A 20518-nucleotide genomic window follows, 5' to 3' on the forward strand; every position below is an offset into this window, starting at 1 on the left:
TCAATTGCGACTATTGGCATCTCGCGCAAAACTCCAGTCCATCAGGGAGAGCAAATACATGTCGCAATCGACCTCGGTCGACATCGCGGTGGCACCGGAAGATACAGACCGGGCGCTGTTATACGGATTTGTAGGACGTCTGTTGCAGACGGCCCCTGATGCTGTCGACCTCAAGACACTCTCCGGAATTACCCCTGATGCGGACGATGTCTCGCCCATTGGCGATGCCCTGCGCAAGGTGACTGCCCTTGCCGGCGAAGTCGACGAAGCTGCGCTCAAGCGCCAATATCATGATCTGTTTGTCGGGCTCGGGAGAGGGGAGCTTGTTCCCTTCGGATCCTATTACCTGACTGGTTTTCTGAACGAGAAACCTTTGGCGGACCTCAGGGTCGCCATGTCCAAACTGGGCATTGAGCGGGCTGAAGGCGTGAAGGAGCCGGAGGACCACATCGTAGCTCTCATGCAAATGATGGAAGGTTTGATTCTCGGGAATTTCGGGCACGAGGTGCCGTTGTCCCTGTGCGAGCAGCGGACCTTCTTCAACGACCATATTGGCAAATGGGCGTCACATTTCTTCAAGGATCTGGCGGCTCAGGATACCAGCCCGTTCTATGCTGCAGTCGGAGAGCTGGGGCAGGCGATGCTGGATGTTGAGACGGAAGCCTTTGAAATGATCGGTTGATCAGGTCGCGCTGATTGATCGATGTCATTGAAGCCGGGCTGTTCGATACGGGAACAGGTACCGGAAACGGAATGGGAAAGAGCCGGGTGTGCAGCCCGGCACAATTGGAGAGGACGGAAGATGGATAAGAAGACCCCTGACTCCGCTGACCGGCGGAACTTCCTGAAACTTGCCGGTCTTGGAACGCTGGCCAGCGGGGCAACTGTTGTTGCCGGAGCCGCCGAAGCAGCCGCCCCGTCGCAGGATGCGGGCACTGGCTACCGCGAGACGGACCACGTGAAGAGAGTTTACGAGACAGCTCGTTTCTAATTGAACGGTTTCCGAGTTCGGGGCGCGCCGAACCGGTTCCAGGAAGCGGGGTCTTGATCCTGTTTCCATCTGAGGGAGAGGAAATATGCTCAGGAAAAAGGCAAACGGCATTGCCCGTCGCGGTCGCCTTTCAGCTGCATTGGCAGAGGTTGGCGCGAGCACAATGGATCGCCGGACCTTCCTGCGCCGTTCGGGTGTGACAGCCGGTGGCCTTGCCGCCCTGTCCGCTGTTGGCGGCGGCATGGTGCAAAAAGCTGAAGCTGCTGGTGCGGCATCAGGTGCAAAGGTCGAGATCAAGAAGACGGTTTGTACTCACTGTTCCGTCGGGTGTACGGTTCTGGCGGAAGTGCAGGACGGTGTCTGGATCGGTCAGGAGCCGGGCTTCGACAGCCCGTTCAATCTCGGGTCCCATTGTGCGAAGGGCGCGGCGGTTCGCGAACACGCACATGGCGAGCGCCGCCTGAAATACCCGACCAAGCTGGTCAACGGAAAGTGGGAGCGCATTTCCTGGGATCAGGCGATTGAGGAACTGGGCGACAAGATGCTCGACGTCCAGAAGACCGATGGTCCGGACAGCGTGTACTGGCTCGGTTCTGCCAAGCACAGCAATGAACAGGCTTATCTGCTGCGCAAGTTCGCTGCCTTCTTCGGCACGAACAACGTCGACCATCAGGCGCGTATCTGTCACTCCACCACGGTTGCAGGTGTTGCAAACACCTGGGGCTATGGAGCGATGACGAACTCCTACAACGACATCCACAATTCCAAGGCCATCTTCATCATCGGCGGCAACCCGGCTGAAGCTCACCCGGTTTCCCTGCTGCACGTCCTGAAGGCCAAGGAAGAAAACAACGCTCCTCTGATCGTCTGCGACCCGCGCTTCACGCGCACAGCCGCGCACGCTTCGGAATATGTCCGCTTCCGTCCGGGGTCGGACGTTGCTCTGGTCTGGGGTATTCTCTGGCACATTTTCGAAAATGGCTGGGAAGACAAGGAATTCATCCGCCAGCGCGTCTGGGGCATGGATCAGGTCAAGACCGAGATCGCCAAGTGGGACCCGGAAGAGGTTGAAAACGTCACCGGTGTTCCGGGCTCGCAGCTCAAGCGCGTTGCCCGCACGCTGGCCAACAACCGTCCCGGCACCGTCATCTGGTGCATGGGCGGTACCCAGCATACCAACGGCAACAACAACACCCGTGCCTACTGCATTCTGCAGCTGGCGCTCGGAAACATGGGTCGTGCCGGTGGCGGCACCAACATCTTCCGTGGCCACGACAACGTGCAGGGCGCGACGGACCTTGGGGTTCTGGCCGACACTCTGCCGGGCTACTACGGTCTGGCTGATGGCTCTTGGGCTCACTGGGCCCGTGTCTGGGACGTAGATGTCGAGTATTTGCGTGGTCGTTTTGCGACCATGAACAAGGGCGGCACCGAAGTGAAGATGATCAACGAGAAGGGAATTCCCGTTTCTCGCTGGATCGACGGGGTGCTGGAAGACGAAGCCAACCTTCAGCAGCCAAAAAACACCAAGGTCATGGTATTCTGGGGCCACGCCCCGAATTCCCAGACCCGCCAGAACGACATGAAGGTCGCGATGGAAAAGCTCGATACCCTTGTGGTCATCGATCCGTTCCCGACCGTTTCTGCCGTTCTGTCCGACCGCAAGGACGGAGTGTATCTCCTGCCAGCAACGACGCAGTTCGAAACCTACGGTTCGGCTACTGCTTCCAACCGCTCTCTGCAGTGGCGTGAGAAAGTCATTGATCCGCTGTTTGAATCCCTGCCGGATCACACCATCATGTACAAGCTGGCCAAGAAGCTCGGCTTTGCAGACGAGATGTTCAAGAACATCAAGGTCGAGGGTGAAGAGCCGCTGGTTGAGGATATCACTCGCGAGTTCAACCGCGGCATGTGGACCATCGGCTATACCGGCCAGTCGCCGGAGCGCATGAAGCTTCACATGGAAAACCAGCACACCTTCGATCGCACGACCCTGCGGGCGAATGGCGGACCGTGCGACGGCGAGTTCTACGGAATGCCGTGGCCGTGCTGGGGTACTCCGGAAATGAAACATCCGGGCTCAGCGGTTCTCTACGATACATCGCTCCCCGTTGCTGAAGGTGGCATGGGCTTCCGTGCTCGTTTCGGCGTCGAGAAGGATGGCGATAATCTTCTTGCCGAGGGCTCCTGGCCGGTCGGTTCGGAGATCGAGGACGGTTATCCGGAATTCACCATGGCAATGCTCCAGTCTCTCGGCTGGGACGCAGATCTGACTGCCGAGGAACGGGCAGCCATTGACGCGGTTGCTGGCGAGAAAACGAACTGGAAGACCGACCTTTCCGGCGGTATCCAGCGTGTTGCCATCAAGCATGGCTGTGCGCCTTACGGCAACGCCAAGGCTCGTGCGGTTGTCTGGACCTTCCCGGATCCGATTCCGCTGCACCGGGAACCGCTGTACACGAATCGTCGTGATCTTGTGGAACGCTATGCGACCTACGAGGACAAGACCTTCTGGCGTGTTCCGACAGCCTATGAGTCGATCCAGAAGAACGACTTCTCGAAGGACTTCCCGATCATCCTGACATCCGGCCGTCTGGTCGAATATGAGGGGGGTGGTGATGAAACCCGCTCCAACCCGTGGCTTGCGGAACTGCAGCAGGACATGTTTGTAGAAGTCAATCCGGCTGACGCAAACGACTTGGGCATCCGCGACGGCGAAATGGTCTGGGTGCATGGCCCGGAAGGCGGCAAGGTGAAGGTGATGGCGATGCTGACCGAGCGTGTCGGCCGCGGCGTTGCGTTCATGCCGTTCCACTTCGGTGGGCACTTCCAGGGCGCTGACCTGCGCGAGAAATATCCGAAAGGCTCTGATCCTTATGTGCTTGGTGAATCCACCAACACGGCCCAGACCTATGGCTATGACAGCGTGACCCAGATGCAGGAAACCAAAGCAACGCTTTGCCGCATCGAGCGTGCGGCGTAACGGGAGGATACCAATATGGCACGGATGAAATTCCTCTGTGACGCCGAACGCTGCATCGAGTGCAACGCCTGCGTTACCGCATGTAAGAACGAGCACGAGGTGCCGTGGGGCATCAACCGTCGGCGCGTCGTCACCATCAATGACGGCAAGCCGGGCGAGCGGTCGATCTCGGTTGCCTGCATGCACTGCTCCGACGCGCCCTGCATGGCCGTTTGTCCGGTGGACTGCTTCTACCAGACCGATGATGGTGTGGTGCTGCACTCCAAGGACCTGTGCATCGGCTGCGGCTACTGCTTCTATGCGTGCCCGTTCGGCGCGCCGCAGTACCCGCAGGTCGGAAACTTCGGTTCCCGCGGCAAGATGGACAAGTGCACCTTCTGCGCCGGTGGCCCGGAAGAAGACACCAGCTCTGCCGAGTTCCAGAAGTACGGTCGCAACCGTCTTGCGGAAGGCAAGCTGCCGCTCTGCGCGGAAATGTGCTCCACCAAGGCGCTTCTTGCCGGTGATGGCGATGTCGTATCGGCCATTTACCGCGAGCGCGTCGTTGCCCGTGGCTTCGGCTCCGGTGCATGGGGCTGGGGCACCGCCTATGATCAGAAGGCTGGCTCCCTCTAAGGGGTCCAATTTTCAGAAAGAAGAACGGCGGGGGCGGCCATGGCTGCCTCCGTTCGCTTCTGAACAGGCGCGGGAAGCGGCAATTGGTCGACTTTCACTTCCTGCCCAGTTGGAAGTGGTAGTCATGGTCCAGCTGCGTGACTCGATCCTATGTCTGTCAGCAGACCGTGACCCAATTTGATCACGACATAAAAAAGAACCAAGAGCATCGGGATTACGTCAATGACACCTCGCGTTTCAGTTCTTGTGAAGGCCCTTGGGGTTCTGGCGCTTCTTGCAGGCCTTTCCGCCTGCCGGGAGGCTGAGGAAAACCGGCCGATCAAACTGGAAAAAGGAAGCTATGCCGGGCCGCAGGATTCGCAATTGAGCGATGAGCAGAAGCGGGCGCTGCGTGCACGCGGAAACAAGCAGAGCTTCTAGGACCGTTTTGCCGAAAACAGGCACATGAAATGATAACCGCGGGTCGAAAGACCGCTGGCGGGACGCAAGAGGAGAGAAACCCATGGTGGGGGTTGGAGAAAAGAGCTGGATCATCCGGATCAGGAAATTTGGCGCGCTGGTGCTTTGCGCAGCCGTCCTGAGCCTTGCAGCCGTCTCGGTGGATCAGTCGGCCTATGCCCAGCAGGGTGTTGCAGGTCCGGCAGCGCCTGATGCCTCTCCCACCGGCGGTGCCGTTCCCGGCGATGTTCTTGGCACATCCTCTGACGCCGAATACTGGCGCGCGGTGCGTGGCGGTGTTCAGGGTAATGTTTCGATCCCGGACAAGAAAGCAGGCACGCTTGTTCAGTCCGAAGGGGAGGCCTGGCGCTCGTTCCGCAATGGTCCGATGTCGCTCTATGCCAGCTGGGCCATGCTTGGAACCATCGTCCTACTGGGCATCTTCTATGCTCTTCGCGGGCGCATTCGCATCGCACATGGCCGGTCCGGGCAGACCATCACACGTTTCAAGGCCATCGAGCGGTTTGGCCATTGGCTTCTGGCCGTATCCTTTGTCGTTCTGGCGCTGACCGGGCTTAATGTCCTCTTCGGTCGCTATGTGCTGCGCCCGCTGATTGGCGACAGTGCCTTTTCCTTCATCACCCAAATGGGCAAGTACCTGCACAATTATCTCGGCTTTGCCTTCATGCTTGGCCTGTTGATGATCTTCGTGATGTGGGTGCGCCATAACTTGCCGGACCGGACCGACATCAAGTGGGCCATGCAGGGCGGCGGCATTTTCTCCGACAAGCTGCATCCGCCGGCAAAGAAGTTCAATGCCGGCCAGAAGGTGATCTTCTGGATGACAATTCTGGGCGGCGTGTCGCTGTCGCTGTCCGGCTGGCAGCTCCTCTTTCCGTTCACCACACATTTCTTCGGGGGAACCTTCGACAAGGTGAACCTGATTTTCGGGACCGATTTCCCAACCGTCCTGACCGCGTTGCAGGAGCAGCAGCTGGCGACGCTCTGGCACTCCATGATGGCCGTCTTCATGGTCTGTGTGATCCTTGCTCACATCTATATCGGCTCTGTCGGCATGGAAGGGGCTTTCGACGCGATGGGCACCGGCGAGGTTGATCTGAACTGGGCCAAGGAACACCACTCGATTTGGGTGGATGAACATATGGACGACGTTCATCAGAAATCGTCAGCGAAAGGCGCCGCTCAACCAGCGGAGTAGAAGGCCGGAGTAACGGGCGTGAAACTGGGTGTTGCGGACCTCAAGGCTGGCCGTGTTCGCCGGGCTTTATTGGCCGGGGCGTTGTTCTTGGGTGTCCTTGCAGCAACGCACATCCCTGGTCCCGCCAAGGCCGACTGGCCGGAGCGACTGGAAGGCCATGGCGGGCCGGTCAAGTCTGTGGTTCTGGAGCCAACGGGTCACCGCTTGCTGAGCACTTCCTTCGACTATGCGGCACTGGTCTGGACAGACCCGTCGGCTGAGGGTAACCCACCCGAACCTCTTCGCCTGATCGGGCACGAGGCGGCTGTCAACGATGGCCGGTTTCTGAATGGGAACCGGGCGGTCACCGTTGGGGACGACAGCGACCTGATCTTGTGGGACTTGGCAAGCGGTACACTGCTTCACCGCTTTGAAGGCAAAGGGGAGAAGGTTCTTGGTGTCGACGTTTCTCCGGACAGTCGCTATGCGGCTGTTGCCTCATGGGAGAACGAGGCGCGGGTTTATGACCTCAGCTCAAATCCGCCAAGGCTGCTGCATGTCATGGACCAGCATCGTGGCAACGTGAATGCGGTAGCCTTTTCCAGCGATGGTCGCCAGCTTTTCACCGCGTCCTATGACGGCGGCATTCGTCAGTTCGATGTTGAAACCGGGACCTTGCTGCGCGAGATCGTTAATTTCGGCTGGGGCGTGAATGTGCTCAAGGTTCTGCCGAACGGAAAGTCGCTTCTATTCGGGGTAACGGACGGCAAGACCGGCGTTCTGGACATCTGGAGCGGGGAGGAGACGAAAATCCTGCCACCGCACTCCCGTCCTGTTCTGTCTCTCGCCGTTTCCGCCGATGGAAAACGGGCGGCCAGCGGTGGCGGCGATGGCATCATAAGGGTGTATGATGCTTTGAGCTTCGAGCTTCTGGAAGAGTTCGAGAACCCGTATGGTCCTGTCTGGGGACTGGCGTTCACCGCCGATGGCAAACGGCTGTTTTATGCCGGGCTGGATGACGGTGTTCATCTGTGGAACGTGTCACCGCGCAAGCCTTTTGAGGCACTGGAAGTCGAATTTCCAAGACGTTTTCAGGTGTCGGACACACAGGACCCCGGCGAGCGTCAGTTCGCTCGCAAATGTTCGGTCTGTCACACGCTGACGCCGGATGGCGGCAATCGGGCAGGGCCGACGCTTTATGGCGTGTTCGGTCGCAAGGTCGGCGGTTTGGCTGGCTACCCCTATTCCAAGGCGCTGCTTGATGCGGATTTCATCTGGAATGAAAAGACGATCTCCGACCTGTTCGATCACGGGCCGGATGTGGTGACACCGGGCTCCAAAATGCCGATCCAGCGTCTGAAATCGATTGAGGACCGGGATGCCCTTGTGGCCTTCCTCAAGCGGGCAACCGATCCGAAATCCAATACAACACAAACACACAATGATGGAGTACAGCCACAATGAAGGCGTTCCTCAGCGGAGTGGCGGCCTGCGCCCTGATCAGTTTCGGGGCGTGGTTTGTCCTGACACAGCAGCTGGACTATTCGGCCTCTGCCGTCAATCAGAGCCAGAACAACAGCGTTCGTCTGGATTGATCTGACCTGCACTCAGGTCCACAGGTATTGGCGGGTGCAGGGTTGAGGCGTGCTTGCGTGCCTTCTAAACCCATATGGAATAACTATTTCCGGTTTTTGCTGGAACAACAGGGGAGAATTCCGCCGTGTCCAATGACACTTTCAACATGTCCATGCGCAAGTTCCTGAAGCAGGTCGGCGTGACATCCCAGCAGGCTCTGGAAGAGCATGTTCGCGCATCTGGCACCACCAGCGGGTCCTTGAAGGTCAAGGCGACCATCACGATCGATGGAACCGATTTTACCCACGTCGTTGACGGTCAGATTGACCTCGACTGAAGCCGGATAAGCAGATCATGGCTCAGTCGGTTGACCTGACACTGGACCTGCCGCCACTCCTTTCCGGTTTTCCGGTGATCCCGCCCGTTTCGCCACTGGATGCAGCACGCACCGCGCTGGCTGACGGCGACGCAGGGGCCGGGGCCGGGGCCGGGGCCGGGGCGGGGGATGTGTTCTGGTCTGCAGAAACGGAGCGGCTCTGTGTTTGTTTTGTGCTTGAGCCGGAAGTTTCAGCTGCACGTGCGCAGGAAATGCTGTTTGCCGTGATGGTCGCCACAGGCGAGGCCATTGGTGCGCTGTGTCCGCCGGAGCTCGGCTTTTCATGGCAATGGCCGAACAGGTTCTTTGCCAATGGCGCGCGCGTCGGTCAGGCGATGATCGAAATCAGTGACGCGCGCAATGGCGAAGACGTGCCGGACTGGATGATCGTCGGTGTCGAATTGCGCCTTTTGCCCCATGGTGAAGCCGAGCCGGGACTTTCGCCGGATCGAACAAGCCTGTGGGACGAGGGCGCGGTGGATCTGGATGGTCCGACCCTCATCTCCATGTTGTCCCGCCACTTTCTGAGCTGGATCAATCGTTGGGAAAGCGAAGGGTTCAAGCCGCTTCATGATGCCTGGCTTTTCCGCTGCGACGGGCGTGGCTCCACGGTTGAGCTGCTTGGTCCAGATGATGGCTGTCAGGAACAAGGTCGCTTTATTGGCCTTGATGAGACCGGCAACCTTCTCTTCCAGAGCAGGGACGAGACCCGTTCTCTGATGGTTATGACCCATCTGGATGGGGCTGCGAGGCCGATTGCTGCCGGCGTTGGATCGGACGGCTGATGGCCAGGTTTTTGCGCGCCATCCGTTTCGACAGTTCGGACACCAATGTTTTTCCCAGAGCGGCAGAGCCGGATGAATGGGTGATCCCCGGCGGGTTTCTCTATATGCCTCGCCCGGGGTTTGATGCTGCGCTTCTTGAGCGGAAGGAGAGGCAGGCGTTTGTCAGCGGGTTCTTTGGCGTTAGGTCTTTCGGGTTCACCACGCTCGTGAGCGTCGGTGAGGCAAGTGAGCAGGATATTGCGTCTTGCGTTGACAGTTTGACACGCTTTCTGGTCGAGCATTTTGGGGCTCCCAGCCGCGAGGCGGCGGAACAGCTTGCCCGTGATGAAATTGCCTTTGCCCGAGCCTTGGCCGATGACACGGCACCGAATACGCTTCTGGCGATGAAACGGGAAATCGGCGAGGATGGATTGATCAGGGAACAGTTCCACATCGTCAATCCGCCCGGCGAAAAACCACATGCCCGGATCTGGGATGTGGTGGAGGATCAGGAATGAGAGAGTTTTGGAAGTCTGCCGGATATCATTTGGTCGAGCGAACCAAGAACGGCTGGCTTCAGGTAACACCGGATCTGCTGCGGGCTTATTTCACGCGGCCGGAAATCCATCCGGTTGAAGAATCCTGCCCGGCGGAATATGCCCTTTTTGAACGCCTGATGGCTGATCCTCTTGTCACGGTGAGTGACGAGGATCTTGCAGCGATTGACGATCAGGACACGGCTGACAACTATCGCATCGTCATCGAATTTCGCGACCATCTTGTGCGTCATGGGACGGTGGAAGGGGCCTATGCCGCAATCTTTCGCGATGGGACCGTTTCCATTCCGCCCGTATTTCTTGATCAACTTGTGCATCTCATCCTGCGCAACATCCTGCGCAATGTTCAGGATCCGGTGCGATTGCGCGCTGCAGAGCTCTTCTTCCGCGAGCAGATGGTGACGCTTGAAAACGGAACGGTGATGATCGCCGATGCCGAGATCGTCGATATGTTGTCCGAAACCGGTGGCTTTGGCGGGCTCGGCGCATTGCTGATGGAAAGCGGCACGCCGATGCGCGAAGTGGCACTGGATGTGCTGACCGAGGAAAATTCGGCAATCTATTGGGAACGTAGCGACAGGTTTGATACCGCGCTCGACTTCCGCTTCACTCAGCCGGGCCCGGACGCCTTTGCGCGTGTGCTGGAGGCTTGGATACGGCACTTCCTTAAAACGGATGTCCGGGTCCAGCCGGTCCAGAAGATCCGCGATGAACACTGGAGCTGGCATGTGGGTCTGGACGCCGAAGCGTCCAAGATCCTGAACAGCCTCTATTCGGGCGAGGACCTTAGCGAAGCGGACAATCTGCGCATTCTGGCATTGTTCCGGCTCGACTTCGAGAACCGCTCCAGCGTGATGCCCGACATGCGCGGCAAACCGGTCTGGTTGGGGCTTGCAATGTCGCCGGATGGTCGGCTTAGAATGAAGCCTCAGAATCTTCTGGTAAACCTGCCCCTTGCGACCAAGAGCTGATCACAAGCTGATTCAAGCCGTCGCGACAGGTCCCTGACAACGTGGAGTCATTATGCCGGTGACGGAGAACAGTCGCGGCATCGCGGCGATGATGCTGGCGATGGCCGGGTTTATCCTCAATGACACGTTGGTCAAACTTGTGTCGGACCATCTGCCGCTTGGCCAGATCATCTTCGTGCGCGGTTTGATCGCGACACTCCAGTTGATGGCCATCTGCTACATGGCCGGGGTCTTTTCCCAACTTGGGAAGTTGCGACACCGTGCGGTCGTGTGGCGGACGATGGGCGAGATGGCTGCGACCATTTTCTACCTGTCGGCTTTGTTCCAGCTTCCGATTGCCAATGTCACAGCTATCTTGCAGGTTGCCCCGCTGATGGTGACCGCTGCCGCCGCTCTCGTTTTCAGGGAAACGGTCGGCTGGCGCAGGTGGGCAGCCGTTCTGGTCGGCTTTGCCGGCGTGATGATTATCGTTCGCCCGGGGCTGGACGGGTTCAACGCGTGGTCATTTGTCGCGCTCGCAGGTGTCGCCTTCGTGGCTGTGCGGGACTTGTCCACTCGCCAGCTGCCCAAAGCGACGCCAACCTTGCTGGTTGCCTTGCTTACGACGGTTTGCATCACCACGCTTGGCGGCGGACTGGTGGCTGTCGGCGGGTGGCAGCCGATGACCGTCAACGATCTGACTTATCTGCTTTTCGCTTCAATTTTCATTGTGGTGGGATATATATTTATAATTGCAGCGATGCGAACTGGTGAAATAGTGGTTGTTGCGCCATTCAGGTATTCGATCGTCGTTTGGGCGATTGTCATTGGTTACCTCGTGTGGGGCGATCTGCCGGATGCAATGACCCTCCTTGGAACGGCTATTGTCGTCCTGACCGGGTTCTATGCATTTCTGCGTGAGCAAAAACTCAAGGCGAGACCCACTCGCAGTCAGGAACAGGCATGAACCTCTGCACCTGTGGTTCAGCCCCTGATTGGTTGTTTTCCCGTCTGTTTTGATTGAACTGTGCACTTGAGATATTTGTTAGTGAGCCGATGAAAGCCGACGTTTATCCGGTAACGGGACAGGGGGGCCTGAAAAGGCCATCCATTGCCGTTCTTATTGCGATTTCGACTGTCAGTCCGGTCGCCATGAACATCTACCTGCCATCGCTGGCGGGCATGAAGCAGGCGTTCGATGCGACATCCGGCGAAGTGCAGATGACGATGTCATTGTATTTTGCTGCCGTTGCCGTCGCGCAGATCTTTCTCGGCCCCTTGTCCGACCGGTTCGGTCGCCGTCCCGTTGTGCTCGGTGGTATGCTGAGCTTTGTTGTCGGCTCGGTTATCTGCCTTCTTGCCTCGTCCATCGAAACGCTGATTGTCGGCCGTATCGTGCAGGCAATCGGCGGATCGGCTGGCCTCATTCTTGCGCGCGCAATCATTCGCGATCTCTATGGCAGGGATCAGGCGGCAAGCATGATCGGCTATGTGACAATGGGCATGGCGGTTGGTCCGATGGTTGGTCCTGCGATTGGCGGCCTGCTTGACGAGCGGTTTGGCTGGATTGGCAGTTTCTATCTGCTTGTCGGTCTTGGCGCTGCGGTGTTGCTTGCCTCATGGATGGGGCTGCATGAAACCAATCCGGCGCGCAAGGATACTGCAGAACCGTTCAGTTTCTTTAGCAGCTATGGCGTCCTTCTCAAGAACCGCCTCTTTTGGGCCTATGCAGCCACGGCCAGTGCCACGGCCACGGTCTATTTCGCTTACCTCGGTGGCGCACCCTTCGTGTCTGCCGATGTTCTGGCCATCAGCCCGATGGAAATGGGCATCTATTTCATGGTGATTGCCGGCGGCTACATGCTCGGGAACTATGTTTCCGGTCGTTATTCGGCGCGCCTTGGCATCTTGCCCATGATCATTGGCGGGTCGCTGCTGCCAGTCGCTGCGGTGTTGCTGCTGGGGTTCTTTCTGCTTGGTGAAACCCTCACGCCGCTTCAGTTCTATGGTCCGATGTTTCTGGTTGGTCTGGGCAACGGCATTTGCCTGCCGAGCATCATTGCAGGTTCCGTCAGTGTTCGTCCGGATCTGGCGGGGGCCGCGTCCGGACTCACCGCCAGCATGCAGATCGGCATGGGAGCCTTTTCCAGTGCGCTGGTCGCCTGGTCGGTTTCCGAAAGCATGTGGCCGGCAACAGTCTGGCCAGTCGCCTCGGTAATGGCGGTTGCTGTCGTTCTGACGCTTGTCGGCGTCTCCGCCATCCTGGTTCTGGAACGCTCAAAAGAACGCAGCGAAGACTGACGCAGCTGCCCACGTCAGTTTTTCAGGAAATCATCCATGCTGAGGCCGGTCTTTTCGGCTTCCAGATAGTCATCCGTGGTGCGAGGCCGGGGGCGGGCGGACGCGCCTGCAAAACCGGGATCTGCGTCCCACTGGGCCTGAATGCGGCAATCATCGCACATGCCGATCAGGCTGATCTGGTGCTCTGACTGGAACATCTGGTGTTTTCCGGCAAGGCGCTCGCGAATGCGGTTGATGGTCGATTTTGCGCCAAAGGCTTTGCCGCAAGACGTACAGGTTGCCGGTTCCTCTTCGTGGAGCACCGTCGCGCGCACAGCTGTTTCTGCCGTGTTGAACTGCGGAACAAGTGATATGACCTTTTCCGGGCAGGTGGTCTGGCAGAGGCCGCACTGAACGCAGGCCGATTCAATGAAACTGACTTGCGGGCGGTCCGGATTGTCCAGCAGAGCGCCGGACGGGCAGGCCGAGACACAGGAGAGGCACAGTGTACAGCCATCGCAGTTGATCTCGATCCGGCCGTAGGGTGCCTTTTCAGCAAGGGGCAGCAGGATCGGTGCGTCCGGCGAAGCGCGATGGAGCGCGGTGATGGCCATTCGGGCAATGTCGCGCTTGCCGCCAACCGGGGCGATCCTCGTCGGGTTCTGCAATTTCAGCGGCTGGGTTGCAACGTTGAGCGCGGCCGCCACCGCATCAGGGTCACTCTCGCAAAGCAGTGTGACACGTCCATTCGTGTCGTGACCCATCGCCTTCAACAGGCTTTCCGTCAGCACAATTTCGGAATTGAGCGGGGCGGTTTCCTCGGCCTTTTTCGGGTCCACGAGCAGGACCACCCGCTGTGCACCGGAAAGAAAGGCAGTCACCAACGCATCATGGCCGATTGCTGTGGCAGCATGAAGGGAAAGCGGAAGCACATTTGCGGGCAGGCCGTCGCCAAAGCGGGCCATTGCATTGATCAGCTCGCTGCCATGGCCGCTTTCATGGATCAGAAGGACTGGTGCCTTGCCACCCGCGGCACCATAAGCGCCGAGCAATGTCTGGATGCGCACCAACAGATCGGGGCGCGTGGGGTACTGGTAGGAGATCGCGCCGGTCGGACAGGTGGCCGCGCAGCTGCCACAGCCGCCGCAGATGCCATGGTCCACGGCGATCTTTCCAGCCTCGGAACCGAGCGCGCCCGCCGGGCAGGCATCAAGGCAATTGGAACATCCGGTCTTGCCGGCGTGGCTGTGGGCGCAGATATCCGCATTGTAGGACACATAGATCGGCTTTTCGAATGTGCCGATCATCTCCGAGGCATCCCGGATGAGGCGTTCGATGCCTTGCGTGTCATTTGGTGCGGCCCGGAAATATCCAGAGCGCTTGTTTGGCGCGGTGATCGGGGCGGTATCTCCACTGAGATCTACGACGAGAGCGCATTTCGCCCGGGCGCCATCGCGCGGGAGCTGAAATTCGGGCGCTTTTCTGGATGCCGGAATCATGGCCGCGTAGCCATCCAGCGTCACTTCGAAATTGCCGAAGGAACCCTGCAATTTGCGCAAGCGGCCACTGTAGACGGGGAATGGCAGGACCGGGGGAAGAAGCACGTCATCCCAGTGGCTCAAGACCAGTGTGACCGATAGCTTGTCTTCCAGAGCCTGTGCTGCTTCAAGCGCCGCCTGGCCATGGCCATAAACAAGACACATGCCATCGGATTCGATCTCGCGGATCGGGGCTGGCCGCATTTTCTCAAGATTTGCAGCATCGGCGAGGAGCGCCAGCACCTTGGCAGTAGGCACGGTTTTGCCTGTGGTCCAGCCAGCGGTCTCCCGGATATTGACGAACTGCAGTCGGGTCGATGCTCCGAGCTCTTCTGCAACCTCCTCAAAGAGGGGGGCTTCCTGCGTGCAGGCGACCAGAAGAGTGTCGTTGGAGCGAGCGGCCTCCTCGAACCGGTTCATCTCGCCCCGGCAGAGTTCCGTACACAGAGGGGCGGCGAGATCGGAAGACAGTTCCCCGGCGGTCCCCTCCAGCGACATGGTCTTGAAGCAGTTGCAGAGAAGCACGCGGCCCTTGCTGGCGGTCATCTAGAAGCTCCGGCGATTTCGATTGTTTTATAATTGTTCTAATTCTATCCCACGGGGTTGTCTTTACAAGGGGGAGCCGTGCATCCAATGCTAAAGTGGAAGTTGCATTTCCAAAGTGTTTTCACACCTTTGCCTTGGGGGCGGGGCGTTCTACACTGAGGACAAAGTGGAGAGACAATTGGAACCGGAAATCAGCTGCAACGTTGATATCATCCTTGAACGCAAGAAGAGCCGCCATCCATGGGCCGATTTTGTCTGGTCGGGTGTTGATGTGGTGTCTCCATCGACCGGCAACGGGCGTTGGCAGCTGGTGGAGGAGGGGGCGGAGGTTTCCCGTTTCAGATTCGGCCCTGTTGCCCTGACCCTGCATCGCCGGATGGGGGAGGCGTATGATGCCAATTTTCAGACCGGTGAACCTGCTCTCTGGATGATGCTGGATGACGAGCTTGGAGAGACCGTCCCTTACAAGGTGCGGGCTGTAACCGCTGATCCCTATGAGGCGCTGGGGTTCCAGGATTCCGCCGAAGGGCTCGTTGCCCGGATTCCCATGCCGCCAGATATCCTGCACTGGGCGATTGCCTATGTCTCGCAGATGCCGGATCCCGAGAAATTCAAGAAGCGCCGTCGTGATGGCATCCGACTGGAGGAGCAGAAGTTTGGCAAGGTGCCGATCTTCGAACAGGGTGGCCGCCACTCCCCGGGGGATGCAGAATGAGCGGCAACAAGGGCTCGGATGAAGGTTTTCTCAGCCGTTGGTCCCGTCGCAAGCAGGCGGTACGGGACGGTGTTGAGGAGGAGATCGTATCTGTCGCAGAGGTCGAGGTTACGGCGGCAGTGGCCGAACCCGAAGAAGCGGAAGACGATCCTGAACTCCTCGCCAACAGGGCCGCGGCCGAGGCTATTGATCTGGCGAGCCTGACGCCAAAGACCGACATGTCGGTCTTTCTGAAAAAAGGCGTGCCGAAGGCGCTCAAGACAGCGGCCTTTCGTAAACTCTGGGCAAGCGATCCGGTGTTTGCCGTTCTCGATGGCCTCAATGACTATGATGAGGACTTTCGCGCCGTTGATACGCTGGCAACGGAGTTCCGAACGGCGTGGGAAGTTGGAAAGGGCTACAAGGCCAAGGCCGAAGAGATGGCAGCGGAGGCGGAGCGTCTTGCAAAAGAGGCATCTGCAGCCCCAACTCCGGGAGCTGCCGCCGAGCAATCCTCAATGGAGCCCGAATCTGCAGGCGAAACGGCAAACGTTGGTCAGGACGTGGGCGATGTGCGTTCGCAGCATGAAGTGACCGCTGGCACGCAGGAAGCCGCTGCGCAGCAGATTGATCTGCCAAGCGCGGACCTTGTGGAAGACGAACCCAGAAAAGTGCCGATCCGCCGCCGGATGTCCGTGTCCTTCGAGGAGGGGTGAGGCTGGAAGGTTGGGGGAAGCTCAGTTTGCGGGCGGGTACTGCGCCTGACAAAGGCTGATCGCACGGCCCTTGAAGGCTTCGTACTGGTTGGCGTTGATTACGCCGTCGGCCTTCATCTGATCAACATCGCCAACGCGTTGCGCAAGACACGCATCCAGCTCAGGATTGCCGGAGCCCTGTGCTGCGCCGGTCGGTTTCCCTGAAATGAGGCTCATGGCGTACTGGATGCTGGAAACGTCATTGCGCCCGATCCAGATCATCAGGCCAAGGGCCGCGAGCGCGATCGCCAATGCAATGCCGCGCCCGACGGCACCGGTCGGTTTTGATGGGGCGGATGGAGCGGCCCGGTCAGCCACCGGTCACGCTCATGTGGCGGGAAACCGCCGGTTGCTTGGTCCGCCGGTCAATGACAAAGTCATGCCCCTTCGGTTTGCGTCCGATTGCCTCATCAATGGCTGCATGAAGCAGCTCATTGCCTTCAGAGGCACGCAGGGGCGCCCGGAGGTCGGCCATGTCGTCCTGCCCGAGGCACATGTAGAGCTGTCCGGTACAGGTGACGCGCACCCGGTTGCAGCTTTCGCAGAAATTGTGGGTCATCGGCGTGATGAACCCCATACGCCCGCCGGTTTCCTTCACCTGCATGTAGCGGGCCGGGCCGCCGGTCTTGTAGGGGATGTCGTCCAGCGTGAAACGCTCGGCCAGTCGGCTTCTGACCAGCGAGAGCGGCAGATACTGATCTGTCCGGTCGCCGTCGATTTCGCCAAGCGGCATGGTCTCGATGAGGGTGAGATCGTAGCCCTGATCATGGGCCCATTCCATCATGGGAATGATTTCGTGCTCGTTGACGCCCTTGAGCGCAACCATGTTGATCTTCAGTTGCAGTCCGGCCTCGCGGGCAGCCTGCATGCCTTCCAGCACCTTGCCGAGGTCGCCCCAGCGCGTGATGGCCTTGAAGCGTTGCTCGTCGAGCGTGTCGAGGGAAACGTTGATACGACGGACACCGCTGTCGTACAGCTCTCCCGCCAGTTTGGCGAGCTGAGAACCATTGGTGGTGACAGTGAGTTCCTCAAGCGCGCCGGTCTCGATATGGCGACCAAGGCTGCGGATCAGGCTCATGATGTTCTTGCGAACCAGCGGTTCTCCGCCGGTCAGACGCAGCTTGCGAACACCCTTTTCGATGAAGGCTGTGCAGAGCCGGTCCAGTTCTTCCAGTGACAGGACTTCCCGTTTGGGGAGGAAGGTCATGTCCTCTGCCATGCAATAGACACAGCGGAAGTCGCAACGGTCTGTCACCGAAACACGCAGATATGTAACGGCCCGACCGAACGGATCGATCATCGATGGCGATGAAAACGGGCTGTCAGCAGACTTGCCTGCAGTCATTCAGATCTCCCTCAACCGGCTGACACCGGCCCTTTATCTGTTTCGATTGAAGGTAATCGATTTATTTGCCAAGGCAATAGCTGTAGCACCCTTCATTGGTGGGAGGCGTGATCTATCGCAACCGGTCACCCGTAAGTGATCCGAAACCGTTCTTTACCGATTGGATATTGGCCATGACCACTATCGTCTGGTTCCGTCAGGATCTTCGCGCGTCAGATAATGCAGCCCTTTACCACGCCGCACAAAAAGGCGCGGTGCTACCGGTCTACATTCTGGAAGAAGGTGCTCCCCTGACCAATTGCCAGCCGATCGGCGGAGCCGGAAACTGGTGGCTGCATCACAGCCTTTGCGCCTTGAAGGAACAGCTCGGTGGGTTGGTACTTTTGAAGGGGGATCCCAAAGACCTTCTTCCCGACCTTGCAAGGGAAGTGGGGGCAGAGGCGGTGCTTTGGAACCGCGTTTATGACCGCCATGCCATAGAGCGCGATACGGCTATCAAGGCTTCGCTGAAGGAAGCCGGCGTCTATGTGGAGAGTTTCAAGGGCAGTGTCCTGAACGAACCCTTTGAGCTGAAAACCGGTTCCGGTGGTCCTTACAAGGTGTTTTCGCCCTACTGGCGGGCGGTAAAATCCCTGCCTTTTGTCCCTCCTTTGCCGCGACCTGAAAAACTGGAGTTGGCAGACAGCGTTCTTTCTCTGGACGTCGTCGAGCTGGATCTCTTGCCGGTCACGCCAAACTGGGCCGAGGGGTGGGAGACGTTGTGGCGCCCGGGCGAAAAGGGCGCGCAGGACCGCTTGTCCGATTTTCTGGACGAAAACCTTCTAGGATATGGCGAGGATCGCAACAGACCCGACCTTCCCAACGTGTCGCGGCTTTCCCCGCATCTGCGGTTTGGGGAGATATCACCTGCGCAAATCTGGTCGGCGACACAGATGATCGCTGATGCACATCCGGAACTTGCCAAGGATGCGGATAAGTTCCTCAGCGAAGTGGTTTGGCGGGAGTTCTCCTATCATCTCCTCTACCACTTTCAGGATCTGCCGGAGCAGAACTGGAAAACCGGGTTCGACGCTTATCCCTGGCGGAACAGCCCGGAGGACCTTCGTGCCTGGCAGCGCGGCGAAACCGGCTACCCGATTGTCGATGCGGGCATGCGCGAGCTTTGGCAGACCGGCTACATGCACAACCGCGTGCGCATGATTGTCGCCAGCTTTCTGGTCAAGCACCTGCGGATCGACTGGCGGGAAGGGGAGAAGTGGTTCCGCGATACGCTTGTGGATGCCGATGTCGCCAACAATGCTGCCAGTTGGCAATGGGTCACCGGATGCGGGGCCGATGCCGCGCCTTACTTCCGCATTTTCAATCCCTACACACAGGCGCAGAAGTTTGATCCGGATGGGACCTATATCCGCAAATGGGTGCCGGAACTGAAGCATTTGCCTGCACCACAACTCTTTGCCCCGCAGGACGCCTCTCCCATGGACCTGCGGGAGGCTGGCGTGCGCCTCGGTGAGACCTATCCGCTTCCGATGGTCAATCACCAAAGCGCCCGGCAAAAGGCACTTGAGGGATACGAAACGGTGAAGGCGCAGAACGCAGCTTGAACTTTGAGCGGGCCGGTTTATCGTCCGGTCACAACCGATTCAGCCCGAAAAGTGGACCTTCGAAAAGATGAGCGATACAGCAAAGGTCTGGCCGACCGAACTGCGCCTGCGCGAAGACAAGAAAACGCTCCACATCGCCTTTGACAATGGCGAGGTACATGATTTCAGCGCGGAATATCTTCGCGTGTGCTCGCCGTCAGCCGAAGTGCAAGGGCACAGCCCGTCTCAAAAGAAGACCGTACCGAACAAGCGCAACGTAGGCATCATGAAACTGGAGCCGGTCGGAAACTACGCCGTCCGCATTCATTTCGACGACATGCACAATACCGGCATCTTCTCCTGGTCCTATTTCCTGGACCTTGCCAATGAGAAGGACAAGCACTGGGGCGGTTATCTGGCCGAGCTTGAAGAAAAGGGCCTGAGTCGGGGGTGATTTGGCAATCGATTAGTTTCGTGATGCAGCCAATCCGATTCCGCTGACAACAAATAGGCCTCCGGTTAGCTTATAGACCCTTTGCATCAGGCGTCGCGACAGCTCAAGGCTCCGGAACCATGCCCCGGCGATGCCATAAAGCGCAGCCACGGTGAATGCCACGACTGCAATTACAAGAACCATTGAAGCCAAATGCCAGAAACTGCTTTCTCCAGCGGTCAGGAACTGGGGGAACAATGCGGTGAAGAAGGCTATTGCCTTTGGATTACTGGCGGCGATCATGAAGCCGGAAGTCGCCATTTGGCGGCTCGTTACCCTCTTGGTTGTGGGGTGACATGTTGCACTCACTCGATCTCCGGCGCTATGCCACATCTGGAGTCCGATGAAGACGAGATATGCTGCTCCCAGATACTTGATGATCATGAACAGCGTTGCAGAGGTGGTAATGATGAGGCCAAGTCCAGCGGCTGCGGCCACGGCCTGAGTAACCGAGGCCAGAGCATTTCCCAATGCGGTATTCAACGACTTCAACCATCCAAATTGAGCACCATGCATGAATGCTATCAGTGTGCTTGGACCGGGAATGAGTGATACGGCGAAGGCCGTTGCAAAAAGCAGGAGGAGACTTTCGATATTTGTCATAATTTTTTTTCAATGTGATTCAGGATGTGGAACTGCAGTCAGACCGTATTGACCAAGTCCTCCTTTGTGCAAGACATTTCCGGGTCTCGACGTTTCGGTCCCCCCAAACACCATCTTTCATTTTCTCACTTTACCGTGTTTGGCCCCAAAGCGTGTCGAGCAGTTTTTATCCTGCATGAGTGATCAGCCCCACCTAAGCGGTCCAGTTTGAATGTTAGTGCATGATTAGCCTGG

At 58.4% G+C, this 20518-nt stretch carries 22 protein-coding genes; 18 read left to right on the top strand and 4 right to left on the bottom strand.

Going from position 1 to position 20518, the window contains the following annotated elements:
- Positions 1 to 58 precede the first annotated feature (58 nt).
- From F0155_RS13815 to F0155_RS13875, 14 genes are all read left to right on the top strand, one after another.
- Positions 59 to 682 (top strand): TorD/DmsD family molecular chaperone, encoded by a 624-nt coding sequence (locus F0155_RS13815; RefSeq protein ID WP_150525112.1) that lies wholly within the window; start codon positions 59 to 61, stop codon positions 680 to 682.
- Between the two features lie 120 nt (positions 683 to 802).
- On the top strand, positions 803 to 991 hold the full coding sequence (locus tag F0155_RS13820) for a twin-arginine translocation signal domain-containing protein (protein WP_150525113.1): 189 nt from the start codon (positions 803 to 805) through the stop codon (positions 989 to 991).
- Positions 992 to 1076: 85 nt separating this feature from the next.
- A complete protein-coding gene (locus F0155_RS13825; protein WP_150525114.1) occupies positions 1077 to 3974 on the top strand; it encodes a formate dehydrogenase subunit alpha in 2898 nt (965 codons plus the stop codon).
- Between the two features lie 15 nt (positions 3975 to 3989).
- The gene (gene fdh3B / locus F0155_RS13830) at positions 3990 to 4589 is read left to right on the top strand and encodes a formate dehydrogenase FDH3 subunit beta (protein ID WP_150525115.1); all 600 of its coding nucleotides are present in this window, start codon (positions 3990 to 3992) and stop codon (positions 4587 to 4589) included.
- 222 nt (positions 4590 to 4811) lie between these two features.
- Positions 4812 to 5009: a hypothetical protein gene (locus tag F0155_RS13835; protein WP_150525116.1), complete on the top strand. Its 198-nt coding sequence runs from the start codon at positions 4812 to 4814 to the stop codon at positions 5007 to 5009.
- A gap of 82 nt (positions 5010 to 5091) precedes the next feature.
- A complete protein-coding gene (locus F0155_RS13840; RefSeq protein WP_150525117.1) occupies positions 5092 to 6246 on the top strand; it encodes a formate dehydrogenase subunit gamma in 1155 nt (384 codons plus the stop codon).
- Positions 6247 to 6264: 18 nt separating this feature from the next.
- Positions 6265 to 7689: a c-type cytochrome gene (locus F0155_RS13845; RefSeq protein ID WP_208999273.1), complete on the top strand. Its 1425-nt coding sequence runs from the start codon at positions 6265 to 6267 to the stop codon at positions 7687 to 7689.
- The gene (locus tag F0155_RS24045) at positions 7686 to 7820 is read left to right on the top strand and encodes a hypothetical protein (RefSeq protein WP_280177003.1); all 135 of its coding nucleotides are present in this window, start codon (positions 7686 to 7688) and stop codon (positions 7818 to 7820) included. The genes F0155_RS13845 and F0155_RS24045 overlap by 4 nt, the downstream gene beginning before the upstream one ends.
- A 125-nt stretch (positions 7821 to 7945) precedes the next feature.
- Positions 7946 to 8137, top strand: coding sequence for a DUF6494 family protein (locus tag F0155_RS13850; protein ID WP_150525118.1), 192 nt, complete (start codon positions 7946 to 7948; stop codon positions 8135 to 8137).
- Between the two features lie 17 nt (positions 8138 to 8154).
- Complete coding sequence (locus F0155_RS13855; RefSeq protein ID WP_150525119.1) at positions 8155 to 8961, top strand: biotin/lipoate--protein ligase family protein; 807 nt, start codon at positions 8155 to 8157, stop codon at positions 8959 to 8961.
- A complete protein-coding gene (locus tag F0155_RS13860) occupies positions 8961 to 9458 on the top strand; it encodes a DUF6505 family protein (RefSeq protein WP_150525120.1) in 498 nt (165 codons plus the stop codon). Before F0155_RS13855 ends, F0155_RS13860 begins: the two co-directional genes overlap by 1 nt.
- Positions 9455 to 10468, top strand: coding sequence for a DUF6352 family protein (locus tag F0155_RS13865; RefSeq protein ID WP_150525121.1), 1014 nt, complete (start codon positions 9455 to 9457; stop codon positions 10466 to 10468). The genes F0155_RS13860 and F0155_RS13865 overlap by 4 nt, the downstream gene beginning before the upstream one ends.
- Positions 10469 to 10520: 52 nt before the next feature.
- Positions 10521 to 11414, top strand: coding sequence for a DMT family transporter (locus tag F0155_RS13870; protein ID WP_150525122.1), 894 nt, complete (start codon positions 10521 to 10523; stop codon positions 11412 to 11414).
- A gap of 89 nt (positions 11415 to 11503) precedes the next feature.
- Positions 11504 to 12748 (top strand): multidrug effflux MFS transporter, encoded by a 1245-nt coding sequence (locus tag F0155_RS13875; RefSeq protein WP_150525123.1) that lies wholly within the window; start codon positions 11504 to 11506, stop codon positions 12746 to 12748.
- A 14-nt stretch (positions 12749 to 12762) separates the two neighbouring features.
- Here F0155_RS13875 and F0155_RS13880 read toward each other — a convergent pair whose 3' ends face one another.
- Entirely contained in the window at positions 12763 to 14811 is a 2049-nt protein-coding gene (locus F0155_RS13880; RefSeq protein ID WP_150525124.1) for a 4Fe-4S dicluster domain-containing protein, read from the bottom strand.
- 178 nt (positions 14812 to 14989) lie between these two features.
- Between F0155_RS13880 and F0155_RS13885 the strand changes: the two genes are divergently transcribed.
- Positions 14990 to 15526 (top strand): DUF3305 domain-containing protein, encoded by a 537-nt coding sequence (locus F0155_RS13885; protein WP_161599814.1) that lies wholly within the window; start codon positions 14990 to 14992, stop codon positions 15524 to 15526.
- Positions 15523 to 16221 (top strand): DUF3306 domain-containing protein, encoded by a 699-nt coding sequence (locus F0155_RS13890; protein WP_150525126.1) that lies wholly within the window; start codon positions 15523 to 15525, stop codon positions 16219 to 16221. The genes F0155_RS13885 and F0155_RS13890 overlap by 4 nt, the downstream gene beginning before the upstream one ends.
- 21 nt (positions 16222 to 16242) lie before the next feature.
- On the opposite strand, the gene F0155_RS13895 is transcribed toward F0155_RS13890, so the two are convergent.
- Together F0155_RS13895 and moaA are read right to left on the bottom strand one after the other, a co-directional pair.
- Positions 16243 to 16578, bottom strand: a complete 336-nt coding sequence (locus tag F0155_RS13895; RefSeq protein WP_150525127.1) for a hypothetical protein — start codon at positions 16576 to 16578, stop codon at positions 16243 to 16245.
- Positions 16571 to 17605: a GTP 3',8-cyclase MoaA gene (gene moaA, locus F0155_RS13900; protein ID WP_150525128.1), complete on the bottom strand. Its 1035-nt coding sequence runs from the start codon at positions 17603 to 17605 to the stop codon at positions 16571 to 16573. The genes F0155_RS13895 and moaA overlap by 8 nt, the downstream gene beginning before the upstream one ends.
- A 173-nt stretch (positions 17606 to 17778) precedes the next feature.
- Here moaA and F0155_RS13905 point away from each other — a divergent pair, with 173 nt between their 5' ends.
- Both F0155_RS13905 and F0155_RS13910 read left to right on the top strand, forming a co-directional pair.
- On the top strand, positions 17779 to 19209 hold the full coding sequence (locus tag F0155_RS13905; RefSeq protein ID WP_150525129.1) for a cryptochrome/photolyase family protein: 1431 nt from the start codon (positions 17779 to 17781) through the stop codon (positions 19207 to 19209).
- Positions 19210 to 19276: 67 nt separating this feature from the next.
- Positions 19277 to 19642, top strand: coding sequence for a gamma-butyrobetaine hydroxylase family protein (locus tag F0155_RS13910; RefSeq protein WP_150525130.1), 366 nt, complete (start codon positions 19277 to 19279; stop codon positions 19640 to 19642).
- 12 nt (positions 19643 to 19654) lie between these two features.
- Here F0155_RS13910 and F0155_RS13915 read toward each other — a convergent pair whose 3' ends face one another.
- Positions 19655 to 20284, bottom strand: coding sequence for a LysE family translocator (locus tag F0155_RS13915; RefSeq protein ID WP_150525131.1), 630 nt, complete (start codon positions 20282 to 20284; stop codon positions 19655 to 19657).
- Positions 20285 to 20518: the final 234 nt, after the last annotated feature.

Origin of the sequence: Roseibium sediminis, from assembly GCF_008711325.1 — a bacterium.
In the GTDB taxonomy this organism is placed as follows: Bacteria; Pseudomonadota; Alphaproteobacteria; order Rhizobiales; family Stappiaceae; genus Roseibium; species Roseibium sediminis.